The following is a 16696-nucleotide window of genomic DNA, read 5'->3' on the forward strand; positions in this document are numbered from 1 at the left end:
CCGGTCGATGTCAGCCCTGGCCCTCGATGCTGTCGAGCCAGCATTCCACATTGGCCAGCTGCCACAGGAACATCATGTGGTTCTCGCGGGTGCCGTCGCCGTTGACCACGGCCAGATGGTCGTCGATCAGGGCCATGACCGCCGCCGGGTCGTAGATGCCGCGATCGCGGAATTTGGCCGAGGACACCCGGTCGCGCAGGGCTTCCAGGGTGCGGCCGCCGAACCAGCGGTGGGCGGGGGCGTTCCAGCCGGTCTTCTTGATGCGGGTGCGGGTGGCTTCGGGCAAGATGCCCCGCATGGCCCGGCGCAGCAGCTGCTTGGTGGCGCCGTCCTTGATCTTCAGGGTGGCGGGGACCCGGTACATGAACTCCACCAGCTCGTGGTCGAGGAAGGGGTCGTGATGCTCCAGCCCCATGGCGGTGCACTGACGGTCCTCGGCGCGCAGGCAGCAGGGCAGGGTCTCGCGGATCATGTCCTGATAGGTGCGGTTGCGCAGATAGCTGGTGAAGGGCTGGTCCATCACCGGCAGGAAGCCGGACAGATCGTGCCAGGACGGGTTCAGGGTGGGGTAGTAGCGGCGCATGCGGCCCAGATCGGGCAGGCAGCGGCCGAGATGGGCGGGATCGGTCAGGCGCGCCATCATGTCCTCGGCGACGGCGGCGTCCTTGTGATAGATGGGATGGTCGTGATGGCGGGCCCATTCGGCCACTTCGTGACGGACCTCGTCCTCGCGTCCGGCGGCGCGCAGATCGGCGAAGAACAGGGGGAAGTACTCGTATTCCCCGGCGTTCAGCTCGTCGCCGCCCAGGCCGCCGAACAGCGCCCCGAACCCGTCGGCGGCGACCTGATCGCAGACCAGCAGATGGGACAGCCAGGTGGCGGTGGCCACCGGCTCGTCATGGGTGCGCACCAGCCGGTCGATCAGGCCGAACAGGTCGATGTCGTCGCCCAGCTCCACCGGATGCCACTGGCTGACCTTCTCCACCACCACGTCTTGAATCTCGTGGCGCTCGTCGAAGGTGGCGTCGGCATAGACGCTGGAGACGGCGTGCTGCTTCTCGCCGGTGATCTCGGCGGCGCAGCACAGCACCGACGAGGAATCCAGGCCGCCCGACAGTGTGAAGGCCGGGTTGCTGGAGGCCTTGACTCGGCGGCCCACCGCCGTCAGCAGCTGGGCACGGTAGCGCTCGGCCAGGGATTCGGCGTCGCTTTCGGCGAATTCTGGCTGCTCGGTCAGGCTCCACCACGCCTGGGGGGCGGGGCAGGACCCGGCGCTCAGCTCCACCCCATGGGCGGCGGGCAGCTGGCGGATGGCGGCGTAGGGCGATTCCTCGCGCGGATTGTCGAACACCCGATAATGGGAGGCGGCGAAGCGGGCGACGAAGGCGCGGTTGACCTCCTTGGGCAGCTCGGGCAGGGCCAGCAGGGCGCGGGGCTGGGAGGCGAAGGTGATGCCGTCGGCCACCGGCGCCCAGTACAGGGGCTTGACCCCGAAGCGGTCGCGGCCCAGCCACAGCCGGCCCTGGGCGGCGTCGAACACCGCCACGGCGAAATCGCCCACCAGCCGCGACAGGGCTCCGGCAAAGCCGTAGCGGCGGGTCAGGGCGGCGATCAGGGCGGCGTCGTCGCCCGCCGCCAGACCTTCCGCCGCCGCCAGCTCGGCATGGTTCAGCACCCGCCCGTCCAGGCAGACCAGCAGGCCGTCGGCCAGGGTCAGGCCGCCGCCGATGGCGCCGCCGGCAAAGGCGGTGCGGCCGAACAGGGCGGAGCCGGCCGCCAGCACTTTCTTGTCCGGGCCGGGCAGGGGCGCCAGCATGCGGTCGGCCAAGGCCCGGTCACTGGGGCGGGCGGCGGTAAAACGGACAAGGCCTGCGATTCGGGACATGGTCTTCTCGATCAGGAAAAAGGGCAGGAAAAAGGGCAGGATAAAGAGGGCAGGAAAGTCTAGACGGTACGGACCGCCACCAGGAAGCTCCACCAATGGGGATAGCCGATGACGTCCTCGGGCTGGCCGCCGGTGCGCCGGTCGGTCACCTGGCGCACCGAGAAGCCGTAGCTTTCCACGAAGGCAGTGATCTCGGCGCGGTCATAGGCGTTGACGTGCACCTTGAGGTCGACACCCTCGTCCAGGAAATTGTCGCGCACATAGGCGTAGCGGGCGCCGTCGGTGATGGATTCCCGCAAGATCAGCGAGCGGCCCGCCGCCTTCAGCAAGCGTTCCAGCGGCCGGTGGTAATTGTCCAGGTTGGACAGCAGGTTCATGCACAGCACATGGTCGGCCCGGCCCTGGAAATCTTCCAGGCGCAGGACGCGCAGGCGTTCGGCGGGCAGGCCGAAGGCCGGCAATTCCCGCTGGCCGATGGCGATCAGCGACGGGCTGGCGTCGAAGCCGTGATAGGCGACCGGCAGGGCGCGGCGGCGCAGGGAATGAAAGAAATAGCCGCTGCCGCAGCCCGCATCCAGCAGGCTGTCGCCGGGCCGCAGCAGGGGCGCCAGCAATTCGGCGGCCTGGGCGGCGCAGGTCATCTCCTCGGCCTCGTCGCGGGCGCGGGCGGCGTACAGCTCGCGCACCGTCCGGCTGTGCTCCCAGATATTGTGGGCCAGCCAGCCGTCGTCTTGCCAAATGGGATCGGGCCAAATGGGATCGGCGGCCATGGGCGCGAATCCCTTACGCCGCCCGGCGGCCGACGAGGATGAAGGCCGAGGCCATGAAATGGCCGCGCCAGTCCTCGGGGGCTTCCATGGCGACGCTCTGGCGGCGGAACAGGGAAGGCACGGCCTTCTCCAGCATGGGGGGCAGGGCGTGGTAGTGATAGAACAGGGTCCGCACCTCGGTCAGGCCCGCCGCCTCGGCGGCGGCGCGCATCTCGAACGGATTGTGGGTGCGCGACAGCACCTCGTCATAGCCGGGCTCGTCGGCATAGCCCTTGCGCAGGGGCGGCAGGTCCATGCGGAAGCGCTGGTCCAGCTCGGCCAGGGCGGAATCCAGGGCGGCGCGCTCGGCCTCGTCGCCGGCCGCCGCCTTCAGTCCAGCCTCGTGGATCAGGGTGTCGCGGAACAGTTCGCGGCTGTAGCGGTTGAGAGTGAACAGGGCGAACAGCTCATTGCGGGCCTCCACGGCGATCAGGCCGCCCGGGCGCACGCAATCGCGCAGATGCTCCAGCACCACCCGGTCCGCGGCCTGAGGGATATGGGGCAGGACGCCGAAGCACAGGGCCAGGTCCATGCCGCTGACCGGCGCGAAGGCCTTGACCGGAGCGAAGGCCTGGGGGTCGAGCACGCTGCCTTCCCAGACATGGCTCTCGGGCACGCCCTGGCCGCCGAGAACGCGGCGGGCCTCGCGCACCATTTCCGGGGTGAGGTCGAAGCCATAGCGGTCCAGCCCCGGCAGGGCCAGGTCGCGCAGCATGGAGGCGGGGCCGCAGCCGGCGTCAAGGACCGTGCGCGCCTTCTCCCGGCTCAGCAGGTCGCGGACGATACCGGTATGGATGGGAGGATAGGCGCCGTCGGCCTGGTAGTAATCGGCGTAATAGCGCTCGCCCCAGGTGCTGTAGCAATGGCGAACGGAAGATTCCAGCGCGTCACGGTCCATGATCGGTTCCGGCCCTATTCCGGCCTGCGGGCGGCAAGCCACATGTGCGACGACAATCCGTTCTCGGCCAGGAAGTGCTGGAACGGCCAGCCCAGGCGCTCCCATTCGTCCACCAGCACCCGTTGCAGGAAGGGGTCGAGGACGATGTCGCCGGCCAGGGCGGCGTCGCGCACCAGCTCGGCATCCAGGCGGCCCGGAGTCTGGACGCTGAGAATCTCGAAGCCGGCATCGCGCACCAGCCGCGACAGGGAGTCGGGATTGAACAGGTTGACGTGCTCGGCATCCACGGCCAGGGCCTTGCCGCCCAGCAGCGCCATGTCGAAGCCCTCGCCGTTGGGGCAGGACAGGATCAGCAGGCCGCCCGGCGCCACCACGTTGCGGATGCCGCGCACGAAGCGGGCGGGCTCGAACAGATGCTCGATGACCTCGAAGGCGCAGACAACGTCGGCGCGGTCGACGGCGCCGTCCAGATCCTCGATGCGCTTCTCGATGACCTCGACGCCGCGCTGGCGGCAGGCCGCGGCCATTTCCGGCGTCGGCTCCACCGCCACCACCCGGCGGAAGGCGCCCGACTGGGTCGCCACCGAGGAAAAGGTGCCGAAGCCCGGCCCCACTTCCAAAAGCGTGCCGCGATCGATGCCGAAGCGGTCGCAATATTCCGCCACCCGGGCCAGCCAGGGCTTGTGGATCTTCTCGCGCCGGGTGTCTTCCGAGGCGGGGAAGATGTGCTCGGCCCAATAGGCGTAGTTTTCCGAATTGGCGTAGTAATCGGCCATCAGCGCTTCCGACGGGCGCGGGCTCATATAGACCGTGCGGCATTCGGGGCAGCGCTGGAAGGCGAAGCCGAACTTGGCGAAGGCATGGTCGGGGCGGTCGGTGCCGCAGGCTGGGCAGGCCACCGCCACCAGCTGGTCGTCATGCTGGTGCAGGCGGACGATGTCGCGGGCGAAGGCGGCCTCCTGGCCGGCCAGCAGATCGTCGGGGCACAATTCATGCTCGGACAGACGTTGGCCCAGGGGCAAATCGTCCTGTGAAGGGGGCGCGACAGGGCCGGTCATGGCAATCCGATTGGTTTGGCGATAATCGCCGGACATTACGCGTCCCGATCCCAGAGGTCGAGCATTTCCGGGCGCGCGGCATAGGCGTAAACCGTCAGCTTGCCGCTGGGCTCGATGATGCGCTCGACCGAAAGGCAGACCAGACCGGCGGCCCTCACCATGCGGGCCAGGCTTTCCGGGCCGTGCAGATGACGGTGAAGCGCGCCAAGGATGTTGTCGGTGCCGGGCCGGCGCTGGGTGGTGAGGCGATCTGGGACCTCGACATAAAGCAGACCGCCCGGGAGCAGAGAACGGGCCGCCTCTGCCAGAAAGGCGACGGGCTCGTCGATGTGCTCGATCACCTTGTTCAAGGTGACGAGATCGAAACGGCCGATGTCGCGTTGGATGGGGAAGCATTCATTGATGACGGTGAACAGGCCCAGCGCTTCGAGGTGCCGGGCGGCGCGGGGATCGGGCTCGACGCCCATGGCCTCGGCGATGCGCGGGCTGGCACGCAGCATGCCGCTGAGGAAGACGCCCGTGCCCGCACCGATGTCCAGCACCCGCCAGGAGCCGTCCCGCGTCGTCGGGAAACTCTCCAGGGTGGAGATCATGCGTGCCACGCGTCCGGCATTGTCCGAGCCCTGGGGCGGCAAGGACATGACCTTGTCGTATTTCTGGCGGATATCGCTGCCGGCGAAATCGATTTCGTAATAGCTGCTTTCGATGGCGGCCAGCTTTTCGCGGCTTTCCGGCGGCAGAACGTTGATGGCGGCACCACAATTGGGACAGTCCCGCCATGTCCGGCGATAGCCGGCCGACGGGATGCCGCAGCCCAGCTCAAAGCGATCGGGGGACGTGATGACGATAAGTTCATCGCCTAGGGGGAAATTGCAGATGGTGCATTTCATCTCAGGCATCCTCTATCTCACGTCCGTAGTCATATTCAATATATCGACCATAGCCCTGAATCGATTGTTGTTGGTATATAGCTGATCAAATGTGCCAATGTCGGCGATATGTCCATCCTCCATCATGGCTAATTTATCAAAACACTTCACAAGACTTATGCGGTGGGCGATCATGATGATATTTTTCTTGCCACGTAGTGCGGCAATAGTTCCAGAGATTTGGGCTTCCGTGACGGCGTCCAGCGCAGATGTCGGCTCATCCATGATGATGATGGGGGCATCCCTGTAAAGGGCACGGGCAATGCCCAGGCGCTGACGTTCTCCCCCGGATAGACCAAGGCCGTCCTCGCCCATCAGCGAATCGAGTCCATTGGGGAGTCGGGCGATCACTTCATTCAGGGCAGCATCGCCTACGGCCCGAAGAAGGGCGTCATGGTCGATGATATCGGCTCCCAGCGCGATGTTTTTCGCCAGGGTATCGTGGACAATGAAGGGGTCCTGGGGGACATAGGTGAACAGGTCTCTGGGGAACGAATCAAGCGGTTGGCCGTTCATGGTTAATGCGCCGCTGTGGTGACGTATCAACCCCAGCAGAAGGTCGACCAGGGTGGTCTTTCCCGCACCCGACAATCCGACCAGTGCCAAATGCTCGCCGGCCTTCAAATCCAGATTGATGTCGCGCAGGGCAGGTCTGGATTGTCCATCATAGAAAAATCCAACATTTCGCAATGACAACGAATTGAAGGCATCATGTCTGTGTGTGTCATTATCTGCACCCTCACCCGAGGGCAAATTCATGTCTTCTGAAACGGAAGCCAAAGCGGCTTCCGAGAAGCGCATGTAATTGATGTTTCCAATGATATTAACAATCTGCGGCAGAAGTCGAATTGCCGCTCCCGCGAACAAGATCATTCCTGGAATAATAGATGAAGCCTCTACCCCAGTGCTGAATGCAATACTGATGACGGTTAATATGCCTGTTATGATGGATGCTTCAAGTATAAGCTTCGGAAGCTGCTGCACCAGAGAGTTTTTGACGTTTATGTCGAGGAACTCGTTAAGCGCGGATCGGAAGCGATCTGCAAAATATTTTTCAAGGCCATAAACTTTTACGATTTTCACACCGCGCAACGGCTCGCGGGCAGCCTGCCACATATGTTCCGATGCGGTCATCATGCGAAGGCCCCAGCGGCTTAGAATGGGGCGAAAAAACAATATGAAAGAGCCGCCCAGAACAAAGAGAAAGGCCGCGGCAAAGGCGGTTTCCTCAGGCTTCAGCCACGCCATGGTCAGAAGAAGAAAGCTAAGTGTTATCAGTGATGTAGCAATATCCAGGGAGCCAACAATAATATGTTGACCAACCTGACCCGTCCCGGAAACAACAGCATTAAGCAAATATGACGAGCCGCGTTTCATATGCCAGACTAAAGGCTGGTGCATATAGGAGTTAAAGAGGCGGGATGCCAGACTATCTTGAATTCTGCGGCGAAATGCGACGGATATCCACCCGGCAAGAAGGAGGACACCCGCACGTACGACAAATGCAAAAATCACCAACACACTAAGGATGGCAAGATACTTGTGTATGGGAGGAAAGCCGGTGAAGCGATAGAGGGCGCCCAGGAACGGCAGATCGGCAATCTGCCCCGGATTCATGGAGGTATAGAAAAAGCCAAAGACAAGGGCCAAACCCATGGCTTCCAGGGTCGAAGACATCATTGATGATGCAAAATACGCCCACACCCAGGAACGGTCCTGGCGTTCGAGAAGAGCGAAAGCCCGTCTAATCTGAGGAAACATTTATTCGCCTAATTTCTGCCGCACCCAGCTGCCGGCTTCCATCCGCCAGACCCGGGGGTCCCGGAAGGTATCGGCGATACGGTCGAATTCGTCTTCACTCATGCCCACGTAGTTCAGCCAGCGATAAAGATCGCTGGGCTTGATCGGGTCATAGTGGTTGACCAGTTCGATGGCGCGGTCGCGCGTCATCAATCCGGCCCGGATATCCTTGCAGGTATGGTCGGTGGCGCGGCCATAGCCGAACTTAATGTATTTCAGGTAATCGTGGGCGCCGTTCTCGTGCATGTCGTCCAGGTTCGACATGGTGCGATAGGTGCGGTCGAAGGGCTCGTGGCTGACTTCGAAGCCGTAGCGCTCGGTCACCAGCTTGATATGGTCGTTGGCTTCCCAATAGACGAAATTGCCCAGGAAGATGCCGCGCAGGTCCAGGTCCAGCATGGCCCGGTCCTCGGGATACTTCCACAGATCCATGTCCTGGGCGGTCAGGCCGTCGCGGCCGACGAAATAGGACCATTCATAGCCGCGGGCGAAATGCTCCAGGCGGTCGCGGTAGGTCACCTCGGGGAAATCGTCCATGGAGAACTGGCCGCACAGGTCCAGATAGCCGTGCTCGCCATAGAACACCAGGGGGATGCCGCGCTTGGCGGCCTCGGCCATGGGCGCGGTCATGATGCCCACATGGCCGTGCCAGTTCATGTCGCCCATGATGACGAAGGCTTGCCTGTTCAGCTTTTTCAAGGTGGCGACCGAGGGTCGCACCAGCACATGGTCGACGCCGAAGGCCTCGCGCATGCGAACCATGTTGCGCCAGCCGGCATCGGTCCAGTTGTTGCCGTCATAGGTGACCAGCAGGGGGTTGAGGCCGAATTCCTCCTTCAGGACGTGGACCTGGAAGTAGGAATCCTTGCCGCCCGACACCGCGATGACCACATCGTGACGGCTGCCGTCCTTGCAGCGGTAGCGCTCGACCATCTCGCGCAGCAATTCCTTGCGCCGGTCCCATTCCGAACGGGGAATCTTCGCCTTGACCTTGGCCATCTGGCAGCCGGTGCAGACGCCGTGGTCGTCGAACTCCATGGGCGCGGCGGAGATGGAGGGATAGGTGCATTCCGTGCACCAGCGGATGTCGCGCCGCTTGGCGGCGGCATCCGGGCGGGCCGCCGGGTAATCCCCGTCGCGGGCCTGGCGCAGGCGCTCGGCGATGCGGGCATCCTCGTGCGGGCGGTCATAGACCGGCTCGCGCGCCAGGAATTCCGAGCCCAGGCGCACCGGCCGCATGGGCACGCCGGCGGCGATGGCCGTCCGCTTGGCGTGGGGATAGCTCAGTTCGAAGAAGTGGAAGATGTTGGCCGCCGCCGCCGCCGCCGCGTGGCCGTCCAGGACGGCCGGGGCCACGTGCTCGTACTGGCCGACGCCGCCGCAGGCCACCACCGGGATGGCGACGGCCTGGGTCACGTGGCGGATCAGGTCCAGGTCGTAGCCCAGGGCCGAGCCGTCGCGGTCGATGGAATTGAGGAAGATCTCGCCGGCGCCGCGCCGCTCCATCTCCCGCGCCCACTGGGCGGGATCGAGGCCGGTGGCGCGCCGTCCGCCGTCCACGAACACCTCCCAGCCGCCATCGGGCCGGGCCTGGGCGTCGATGCTGGCGACGATGCACTGGCTGCCGAAGCGGCGGGCCGCCTGTTCGATCAGGTCGGGATCGTCGAAGGCGGCGGTGTTGATGGTAACCTTGTCGGCGCCGGCGACGAGACGGACCTCGATATCATTGACGCTTTGGATGCGGCCGCCGAAGGTCAGGGGCATGAAGCAGACCTTGGCCACCGCCTTCAGCACGTTGATGGCCGAGGTGCCGGCGTAATTCTGCTGCAGGTCGTCGCGGCGCAGGTCGTGGCGGTCCTCGCCCCGGCTGATGTCCAGGATCACCAGTTCGTCCGCATTCCAGTTGGAATAGCGTTCGACCGTGCTCATGGGGTTGCCGATGACCTGATGCACCTTGAACAGCTGGCTGCGCACGATGACTCCGTGCTTCAGCAGCAATACCGGGATCAGGCGGGGGCGGGGGCCGCTATGGGTGGGGGCCGGCGGGAGGGTGGTCATTGCGCGTCCACCGTGTTGACGAAATTGGCGAGGAAGGCCAAGCCGGTATCCTGGCTCTTTTCCGGGTGGAACTGGGCGCCGAAGATGTTGTCGCGCTCGACCGCCACCGTTACCGGGCGGGGACCGAAGGCGATGGTGCCGACGCTGTGGCGGGGGTCGGCGCAATCCATGGCGTAGGAGTGGACGAAGTAGAACGACGCCCCGGGCTCCAGGCCGGCGAACAGGCGGGCGCCCGGTTGAACCTGCATGTCGCACCAGCCCATGTTGGGCACCCGCAGACCGGGGGCGGCGGGCAATTTGCGCACATGGCCGGGGATCAGGCCCAGGCCCTGGTGGGTACCGAATTCCTCGGAGGATTCCGCCAGCAGCTGCATGCCCAGGCAGATGCCGAGAATGGGCTTGCCCTGGGCGGCATGGGCGCGGATGGGGTCCACCAGCCCGTGGCGGCGCAGGGCCTCCATGCCGTCGGCGAAGGCGCCGACGCCGGGCAGCAGCAGGGATTTGGCCTGGGCCACCCGGGCCGGATCGGTGGTGACGGCAAAGGAGGCGCCCACCCGCTCCAGGGCGGTGAGGACGGACCCGATATTGCAGATGCCGCTGTCGATGATGGTGATCATGGGGACACCCGCCGGGGCAGGCGGCGCGGAATCTCGGCACGGCGCAATTCAACCAACCCCTTCTCCTCGAAGCGGCGAAGGTAGCGCGAAAGCCGGTCGAAGGGAAGGTTGTGCATAGCGGCGATGTCCAAGATGGTGTGATCGCCGTCCATGTAGCGGAACAGGCAATCCAGCAGGTGGCCCCATTGCTCGGCGTCGGCGTCCAGGTCCTTGACCACGGTGGGGTCGGGCCGCTCCATGTACAGGTCGTAATCGGGATTGGACAGGCAGATCAGGCCGTCGAAGCGCCGGGTCACCACCGCATTGTCCTCCAGCACGTCCACCACCCGCTTCAGGCAATCCAGCATCTCGTCCAGCTGGGCGGGCTGCATCAGCTCGGGGGTGTCCTGGCTGGAATGGTACTCGGCATAGGGAGCGAACTGGTCCTCGCAGCGGGTCAGCTCCACGAAGGGCACCTCGTAGCCGGGAGCCTCCCACACGGTCTCGTCGTTGCCGGCGCCCTTGCGCCACGGCACGATGGCATGGGCGCGGCTGTGATGGCCCAGCACATTGGCGAAGGCGTCGTCGATCATATGGCCGCCGGCAAAGGTGCTGGTGGCCTTGATGGCGCCGCCGGTGCCGGGCATTTCCTCAAACACGCCGCAGACCATGGCATCCACCTCGGCCCGGGGCAGGTCGCGCAGGTAGAAGACGCTGCCCAGATGCTCGGGCCCGATGACCAGGCGATAGCTGTAATGGGTATCGCGGGCCATCAGCCACTGCATCAGCCGGATCAGCACCGCTGTACCGGCAAAGCCGTCATTGGCCATGTGCGGGTGGCAATTGTTGGAATTGAAGACGATGGTCTTGTCGCTGGCGCCCTGCTTGTGGCACTGGCCCACCAGCATCTCGCCGGGAAGGGTCTCGGTCTCCAGCTCGACGCGATAGCGGCCAGGCCCCAGGGTCTGGAACACCCGATGGGGCAGGACCAGCCGCCAATCGGCGTCCCAGGGGCGGTATTGCCACATGCAATGGAACATGAAGGCGTCGGGCAGGGCGGGATTGGTCACCAGCTTGGGCCGCAGCTCCTCCCAGTCCAGATCGCCGCTGAAGGATTTGGAGTAATAGCCCACCCCCAGGCTGTTGACGGTGAAGTCGAACAGCTCGACCCCGTCCTTGAACAGCTTGGCCCGCTTCACCCGCCAGTTGCCGGGCACCTGCCAGCCGTTGTAGCGCTGGCCCGACGGAATGCGGAATAGGGTCAGCGGGATTTCCCGGCCGATGCGGGCGAACAGCGCCTCGTTGTCGTCGGCGACGACGGCGGTGCGGAACCCGCACAGGTCGTGGATCAAGGGCAACATGCTTTCATTCCTTTTTCGCCTTGGCCTGGGTATCGGCAACCCACCGGGCGGTGATGTCGGACAGTATTCTTGCGTTGTCCTGTTGGCTTAGGCCCAGTTGGTTACGGTGATAATCGTCGATGGCGGCTATCTTGGCACGGACTCCGACGCCTTCCAGCGCCGAGACGAAGGCGTGCAACCGCGCGATATCGGGCTTTTCTCCGGCCAGGATGGCGTCGATGGCCTGCTGGCAATCCTGGCGGGTGCGGATGGCGTGGGCGCCGGGGGCATAGGAGAACGCGCATTCACCAAAAAATAGGGCAGGCTTTCCCTGGAACAACGCCTCGATGCCAGCGGTGCCTGTGCACGTGGCCACGGCCAGGGCGTTGCGGATCAACGTGAAGGTGGAGACCCCGGTTTCGCACAGGCTGACCCGCGGGATGTCGGCGATCTCGTAATATTCTTCGGGATTGCGGGAAATGGCCCCTTGGGCCGGATGTTCTTTCACATAGACGGCCACATCCTCGGGCAGACATTCGACCAGAAGGCGGATCAGGTTGATCTGGTCGACGAAAGCGCCGGCTAGGGGGGCGGTGGACAATTCGGGTTGCACGGATAACGGGACGTAAACATAGCGGCGCCCCAGGTCGACCTGGGTTTGGCAACGGGTCAGGGCGGCGTTGATGAACTTTTCCTTTTTCAGGTACTTGCGAATCAGTTCGTTGTGGGTCTTTTTCTCGGGGGGTGGGGCCAGCAGGGAACGGATGATCGAACGCGCGGTCGGGCGCAGGCTGTTGCGGTAATTGTGAAAGGAAAATCCGCCAAAGGTGCTGTGCGACATGTAATGGGGATGCGGGTCGCAGTTTTTTTGCGACATGTGCTCGATCTTGGCGCGGGCGAAGTCCGACAGCGGCGCGTCTCCCGGGCGGCGCAAGGCCGCCAAGGTTTCCGATGGCAGCGATTCCACGCAATGGCGGGGGATCACGCAGCCGAAATGGGACACGTCCTCGAAGGTCAGAACCGGGATTTCCCGAACCTTGCACAATCCATAGACGACGTAATCCAGGGACACGTGGGGGATATTTGTGAAAACTGCCCCGATGACCTGTTCATGGTCGAAGACGCGGTCCCAAAAACCCAGGTGACGCAAATACACCGCGCGGCGATAGCCATAGCTGGTGTCCATCGACCGGCCGGCATGGTTGCTCAGGATGGTGGCGACGCGCAGATTGGTTATCTTGGACAGCTTGTCCATGCATTTTAGGGCTATGATCTCATAGCAGGCCATGGCGTTGACCAGGGGCTGCGGGCAGGCGGCGATGGCCTCGGGATTGTACGTGGCGTGTTGCAGGGCCGCCAAGTCCATCCACCGCACGGTCGGGTCGTCGACATAGGCATTCTCGGTCGAGACGACGATGAAGCCCAGGTCGGGACGGACGCGGCGCACGGAGCGCACAATGGCCTCGGCCAAGCCGGGGACGAAATCGACGATAAGGAGACTGGCCATGCTTTGAACTCAGCGAAGAGGGGGGGGAGGAGTACCGCGGGGCCGAAGGTGCGAACAAGCACTTCCACCCGGCGACGACATGGATGCGTGACCTAGGATGCCTTGCCCGCCATCAGGTGACACCATGGTTGGAACAAGGCGCCGCGGAACGGCAGCCGTCGATCACGCCTTGGAACAGGTCCCCACCGGTCATCCGCAGCGTCGGCAACGCGTTCTTCAGGTGATAGAGCAGGTTGCCGTTGTGGCAGCCGATGTCCAGCAGCGTCAGGTCGTCGCCGGCCGGCAGGTTGTCCTTGATCAGGGCGCTGGTGACCCTGTCGCTTTCGCGCATATCGCGGCGATATTTCTTTTGGTATTCCACATAATCAGAGTTCATGTACTGGGTGGAACCGACGATTTCAGCCATGATCGGTCTGTTTCCTCAGACAAGGGGTCAAGGTCGTGACGAATGCGAGGGGGAGCACCCTCGCATTCGTCGTTTAGACGGAACTTTTCTGGGCCATGTCCATCAAGCGAAAGCCGGGGCGCTTTTCCACCTGTTCCGAAGTGTAGGCGAGAACAACCCCGGCGTCGGGAACCCCGTCTTCTGGCAGGAAGAAACCGACGTCGTGGCGGGGCAGCCAACGGACGTACCAGCGTCGGCCAGTCGCGGCCATCCAGTCATGGACCGAGGACAGCGTGGGGATGACCACGTCTTCGCCATGGACGGTGGTGCGCTGGGTTGCCGCTTCGGCCTCGCAGGCGCGCAAGGCCAGCACGCAGCCTTGGGCCGGCCCCAAGTCGACGGCGTCAAGCGACGGGGGGGCGTCGTGCTGCGGGCGCAGACCCAGCACCGAGTTGATGATCACCACGCTGCGTTGGTCCAGTTCGGACGGGGTCAAGGGCTGGTGACGCACTTGCAGCGGCCAATCCTCCGCCGGATGCATGACCGCCAGATGATGGTCGTGCTGATGGTCGTTGAGATGCACCACATAATCGAAATCACCGATCACCGCGTGGGCCAGCTTCATTTCCTCGAACAATAGGGCGCAATCGCTGCCGAAGTCGTGGAACCGCGGGTGGCTGAACTTGGCGGCCTTGACCAGCTCGACGACGTCGTCGGTAAGCAAGCGATGGCGCCATTGACCGATCTCGATCTTGGACAGCAGCCCTTCGTACTGTTCGGTGCGGGCGACGCGCAGGGCAACCAGCAGGCTGTAGTTCAAGGCGATTTCCAGGCTGAAATCCTGCAGGGGCATGAAATGCACCGGCAACGACGAGCCCTTGGGATAGATGAATTTTCCGGCAGACCAAATCAAGGACTTCATCACATTTCCCCAAAATCGATAGGGTTCAAGCCGTCGACCACGTAATCCTTGCCGCAGAACACCAGGGTGTAACTGCCCAACAGATCCAGGCGTTCGTCCGAAATCCCCATATAACTGCTGGTCTGGGTCGACGAGCGTTCCGGGGTGAAGTCGGCGTAATAGAAACTGCCCTTGGCGGCATAACGCTTGGCCAGGACGTTCAGGTCCTTGACCGAGAAGAAATAGTTGGGAAAACCGGCGTGGTTGATGGCCCAAAAGCCCTGGGATTCGCCGGTGATCCACAGGACCAGCACAGTAGCGTGACGGGTGGCGTCGATCAGGCGGTTCAGGGCGTGGACCGGATCCTGCACGTGGTTGACCACGCCGATGCTCATGGAAAAATCCATCGAATCGGCGGGCAGGGTGATGTCGCTGCCTTCGGCCAGGGTCAGTTGGAAATCCGCCGCCGGGGCCTTGGGGTGCAGCAGGCGGGCGGCGCTGAGCGCCAAGGGTGAGATGTCCAGGCCGTAATAGGACAGGCAATCCTGGGCCGAGCGGCCACAATAAGCGGCCAGCATCTGGTCGATCATTTCGTAATGTTCGGCCACCGTGCAACCGTGGTCGAACAGCTTGGCGCGCGGCCCGGCGCCGCTGCCGACAAAGCGGTCGATCATCTTGGTCAGCAGCGTGTCGACCAGGATCGAGCGGCCCAGCAACACCGGCAACTGAACGGCGGCGCCCTGTCCCGAGAACATGGCGGCCACCGCCTCGCGCACCGGCTGCGAGCGGTATTTGATCAGCTTGTCGATATAGCCGCCGCAATTTTGGATGTGGCGGTCGGACGGAAACTCGTATTCGTGGCGGATGCCGCCATCCTCGGCCAGGAATTGCAGCTTGGTCTGGATATCCAGGGCGATGACCGAGTTGTCGCCGGAAGCGTTCGCCCCCTCGGCGAAGGTACTGAAATTGGGGTTCACGTTTTTCAGTTGGAAGCGCTTGGACATGGCGATCACTCTGCTAGGGGGCCGTTGGCCTCGGGATACCCAAAAAATCTGCCGGCCTGGACCGCGCCCGCCTCAGGCGCGGGTCCATGGGCGGTCACCGCCAGATGAAGTCGACGGTGCCGATCCGGCGTTGGCCGCTGTGGATGGAACTGCGGGCCAACAGCGAAGACGCGATCCGTTTTTCCGCCACCACCGACAAGGTCTGGGCGGGATCAGGGGTGGTTTCCATGTCCAACGCCATGAACACCCAACGCCCCGGCTGGGTTATGGGCCAGATTTGGTGCAGAAGATGTTTGTTGAGCGAGACCACCACGGTGGGCAGGCCGAACGGCGGTTGCCGGTCCACGCTGATGCGTTCCCCGTCGATGGAGGCCGGGCCGGTGATCAGGGTTTCGTCGAATGGCGCACGCTGTTCGGGGTCAAGCGCCGGGCCAGGGTAAACCAGCAGGCAGCCGCTGTTCGTGGGGTTGCGCCAATGATATTCCGCTCCCGGCGTCACGCCGTCGCGGGGGGTGGCGCACAGATCCAGGCGATTGGTGGTGAAACGAGAGCGGACCTTGAACGTGAACTGGGGTTCGATGCCGCGATGGCCCTGGATGGCTTCCAGCATGCTGGGGCCTTGCAGATAGCCGCGGGCGCCCAGGAAGGGCACCACCAAGGGTGTGTCAGGGCTGGTTGTCATAGCACACCTTCATTTCCCCGACGGGGCCGTCCATGGGGATTTCCCCCTGCCGGAAATTGGGGGGGGCCTGGAGATACGCCCACATGTTCTCGTCAAGATAGCGCATCATCTGGGCGAACGCCGCCTGCGCCGGAATGCAATAGGTCATGGTGCGTCCGGTTTTGACCTGGCGGGCGTGGCCTTCGGCCAGGAACCGGGCCTTGACGTCGTAGACGGCGTTGACGATGGAATAGTCCAGGTAACGGACATGCATGACGAAGTCGCCGGGCACCCGCTGGCCCTGGGCGATGACCGGGGCCCGGTACAGTTTGATGTACTGATAGGGCATGCCGTACATGGCTTCCACGTGATGCAGGAAGGTCATGCCGCCTTCGACGTCACTGGCAATGCCCAAGGTCAGGATCTTGGCGTTGGCGCGGTGCAGCCGCCCCCAGGGGGAATCATAGCCGAAGCCGCTGAAATGGTTGCCGCCGCACAATTCCTCGGCGCGCGGCCCCAGGCCGGTGACCGAGACGATGGGATGCATGGAGCGCACGGCGCCCGGGCGGGTGCGCAGATATTCGCTGAACATGTCGGTGCGCGACGGCGATTCCTCGCGCACGAAGGGGGTGCCGTAACGCCCGTAATCCTCGAAAGAGGTGCAGCAGGTGATGGTGCCGGTGGGGCCGATCACCTCTTGCAGGGCTTCCAGGTAAAAACCGCATTGGCCGTCGCGGGTCAGCGGCGCCTCGACCGGGCCGATGCGGCGCAGGTCGCTTTGCACGTGGACGACGTCGCCGGGGGCGATGTTCAGCGCGCGCAGGGCTTCGACGATTTCGGATTTGGGCAACAGCCGCATGATGGC

15 protein-coding genes are annotated in these 16696 nt (G+C 63.8%); all 15 read right to left on the reverse strand.

All coding sequences use genetic code 11. From position 1 onward, the window contains the following. Positions 1-10: 10 nt before the first annotated feature. On the reverse strand, positions 11-1885 hold the full coding sequence (locus CP958_RS10835; RefSeq protein WP_096701965.1) for an asparagine synthase-related protein: 1875 nt from the start codon (positions 1883-1885) through the stop codon (positions 11-13). 59 nt (positions 1886-1944) lie between these two features. After that, positions 1945-2655 carry a class I SAM-dependent methyltransferase gene (locus CP958_RS10840; RefSeq protein ID WP_096701966.1) on the reverse strand — a complete coding sequence of 237 codons (711 nt, stop codon included), beginning with the start codon at positions 2653-2655 and terminating at the stop codon, positions 1945-1947. A gap of 13 nt (positions 2656-2668) precedes the next feature. Further along, positions 2669-3592 carry a class I SAM-dependent methyltransferase gene (locus CP958_RS10845; protein ID WP_170958927.1) on the reverse strand — a complete coding sequence of 308 codons (924 nt, stop codon included), beginning with the start codon at positions 3590-3592 and terminating at the stop codon, positions 2669-2671. A 14-nt stretch (positions 3593-3606) separates the two neighbouring features. Further along, the gene (locus CP958_RS10850) at positions 3607-4650 is read right to left on the reverse strand and encodes a class I SAM-dependent methyltransferase (protein ID WP_096702049.1); all 1044 of its coding nucleotides are present in this window, start codon (positions 4648-4650) and stop codon (positions 3607-3609) included. A 35-nt stretch (positions 4651-4685) separates the two neighbouring features. Beyond that, on the reverse strand, positions 4686-5540 hold the full coding sequence (locus tag CP958_RS10855; RefSeq protein ID WP_170958928.1) for a class I SAM-dependent methyltransferase: 855 nt from the start codon (positions 5538-5540) through the stop codon (positions 4686-4688). Between the two features lie 12 nt (positions 5541-5552). Continuing rightward, a complete protein-coding gene (locus CP958_RS10860) occupies positions 5553-7340 on the reverse strand; it encodes an ABC transporter ATP-binding protein (RefSeq protein ID WP_096701969.1) in 1788 nt (595 codons plus the stop codon). Next, complete coding sequence (locus CP958_RS10865; protein WP_096701970.1) at positions 7341-9437, reverse strand: N-acetyl sugar amidotransferase; 2097 nt, start codon at positions 9435-9437, stop codon at positions 7341-7343. It lies immediately after the preceding gene. Next, a complete protein-coding gene (hisH, locus tag CP958_RS10870) occupies positions 9434-10054 on the reverse strand; it encodes an imidazole glycerol phosphate synthase subunit HisH (RefSeq protein WP_096701971.1) in 621 nt (206 codons plus the stop codon). Before hisH ends, CP958_RS10865 begins: the two co-directional genes overlap by 4 nt. Further along, a complete protein-coding gene (locus CP958_RS10875; RefSeq protein WP_096701972.1) occupies positions 10051-11394 on the reverse strand; it encodes a DUF4910 domain-containing protein in 1344 nt (447 codons plus the stop codon). Before CP958_RS10875 ends, hisH begins: the two co-directional genes overlap by 4 nt. Before the next feature lie 4 nt (positions 11395-11398). Next, the gene (locus CP958_RS10880; protein WP_170958929.1) at positions 11399-12844 is read right to left on the reverse strand and encodes a hypothetical protein; all 1446 of its coding nucleotides are present in this window, start codon (positions 12842-12844) and stop codon (positions 11399-11401) included. 148 nt (positions 12845-12992) lie between these two features. Next, complete coding sequence (locus tag CP958_RS10885) at positions 12993-13286, reverse strand: class I SAM-dependent methyltransferase (RefSeq protein WP_096701974.1); 294 nt, start codon at positions 13284-13286, stop codon at positions 12993-12995. A 73-nt stretch (positions 13287-13359) separates the two neighbouring features. Further along, the gene (locus tag CP958_RS10890) at positions 13360-14187 is read right to left on the reverse strand and encodes a hypothetical protein (protein ID WP_096701975.1); all 828 of its coding nucleotides are present in this window, start codon (positions 14185-14187) and stop codon (positions 13360-13362) included. Beyond that, complete coding sequence (locus CP958_RS10895; protein WP_141400485.1) at positions 14187-15170, reverse strand: methyltransferase domain-containing protein; 984 nt, start codon at positions 15168-15170, stop codon at positions 14187-14189. Before CP958_RS10895 ends, CP958_RS10890 begins: the two co-directional genes overlap by 1 nt. Positions 15171-15264: 94 nt before the next feature. Next, a complete protein-coding gene (locus tag CP958_RS10900; protein ID WP_141400486.1) occupies positions 15265-15852 on the reverse strand; it encodes a hypothetical protein in 588 nt (195 codons plus the stop codon). Continuing rightward, on the reverse strand, positions 15836-16690 hold the full coding sequence (locus CP958_RS10905) for an AAC(3) family N-acetyltransferase (RefSeq protein ID WP_096701978.1): 855 nt from the start codon (positions 16688-16690) through the stop codon (positions 15836-15838). The genes CP958_RS10900 and CP958_RS10905 overlap by 17 nt, the downstream gene beginning before the upstream one ends. Positions 16691-16696: the final 6 nt, after the last annotated feature.

Source organism: Magnetospirillum sp. 15-1, from assembly GCF_900184795.1.
Taxonomy (GTDB): domain Bacteria; phylum Pseudomonadota; class Alphaproteobacteria; order Rhodospirillales; family Magnetospirillaceae; genus Phaeospirillum.

Coding starts and splice junctions, on each gene's coding strand:
- hisH (WP_096701971.1), bottom strand. CDS start 10,054: ATGATCACCATCATCGACAGCGGCATCTGCAATATCGGGTCCGTCCTC.
- CP958_RS10890 (WP_096701975.1), bottom strand. CDS start 14,187: ATGAAGTCCTTGATTTGGTCTGCCGGAAAATTCATCTATCCCAAGGGC.
- CP958_RS10865 (WP_096701970.1), bottom strand. CDS start 9,437: ATGACCACCCTCCCGCCGGCCCCCACCCATAGCGGCCCCCGCCCCCGC.
- CP958_RS10855 (WP_170958928.1), bottom strand. CDS start 5,540: ATGAAATGCACCATCTGCAATTTCCCCCTAGGCGATGAACTTATCGTC.
- CP958_RS10840 (WP_096701966.1), bottom strand. CDS start 2,655: ATGGCCGCCGATCCCATTTGGCCCGATCCCATTTGGCAAGACGACGGC.
- CP958_RS10860 (WP_096701969.1), bottom strand. CDS start 7,340: ATGTTTCCTCAGATTAGACGGGCTTTCGCTCTTCTCGAACGCCAGGAC.
- CP958_RS10885 (WP_096701974.1), bottom strand. CDS start 13,286: ATGGCTGAAATCGTCGGTTCCACCCAGTACATGAACTCTGATTATGTG.
- CP958_RS10875 (WP_096701972.1), bottom strand. CDS start 11,394: ATGTTGCCCTTGATCCACGACCTGTGCGGGTTCCGCACCGCCGTCGTC.
- CP958_RS10845 (WP_170958927.1), bottom strand. CDS start 3,592: ATGGACCGTGACGCGCTGGAATCTTCCGTTCGCCATTGCTACAGCACC.
- CP958_RS10835 (WP_096701965.1), bottom strand. CDS start 1,885: ATGTCCCGAATCGCAGGCCTTGTCCGTTTTACCGCCGCCCGCCCCAGT.
- CP958_RS10850 (WP_096702049.1), bottom strand. CDS start 4,650: ATGACCGGCCCTGTCGCGCCCCCTTCACAGGACGATTTGCCCCTGGGC.
- CP958_RS10905 (WP_096701978.1), bottom strand. CDS start 16,690: ATGCGGCTGTTGCCCAAATCCGAAATCGTCGAAGCCCTGCGCGCGCTG.
- CP958_RS10895 (WP_141400485.1), bottom strand. CDS start 15,170: ATGTCCAAGCGCTTCCAACTGAAAAACGTGAACCCCAATTTCAGTACC.
- CP958_RS10900 (WP_141400486.1), bottom strand. CDS start 15,852: ATGACAACCAGCCCTGACACACCCTTGGTGGTGCCCTTCCTGGGCGCC.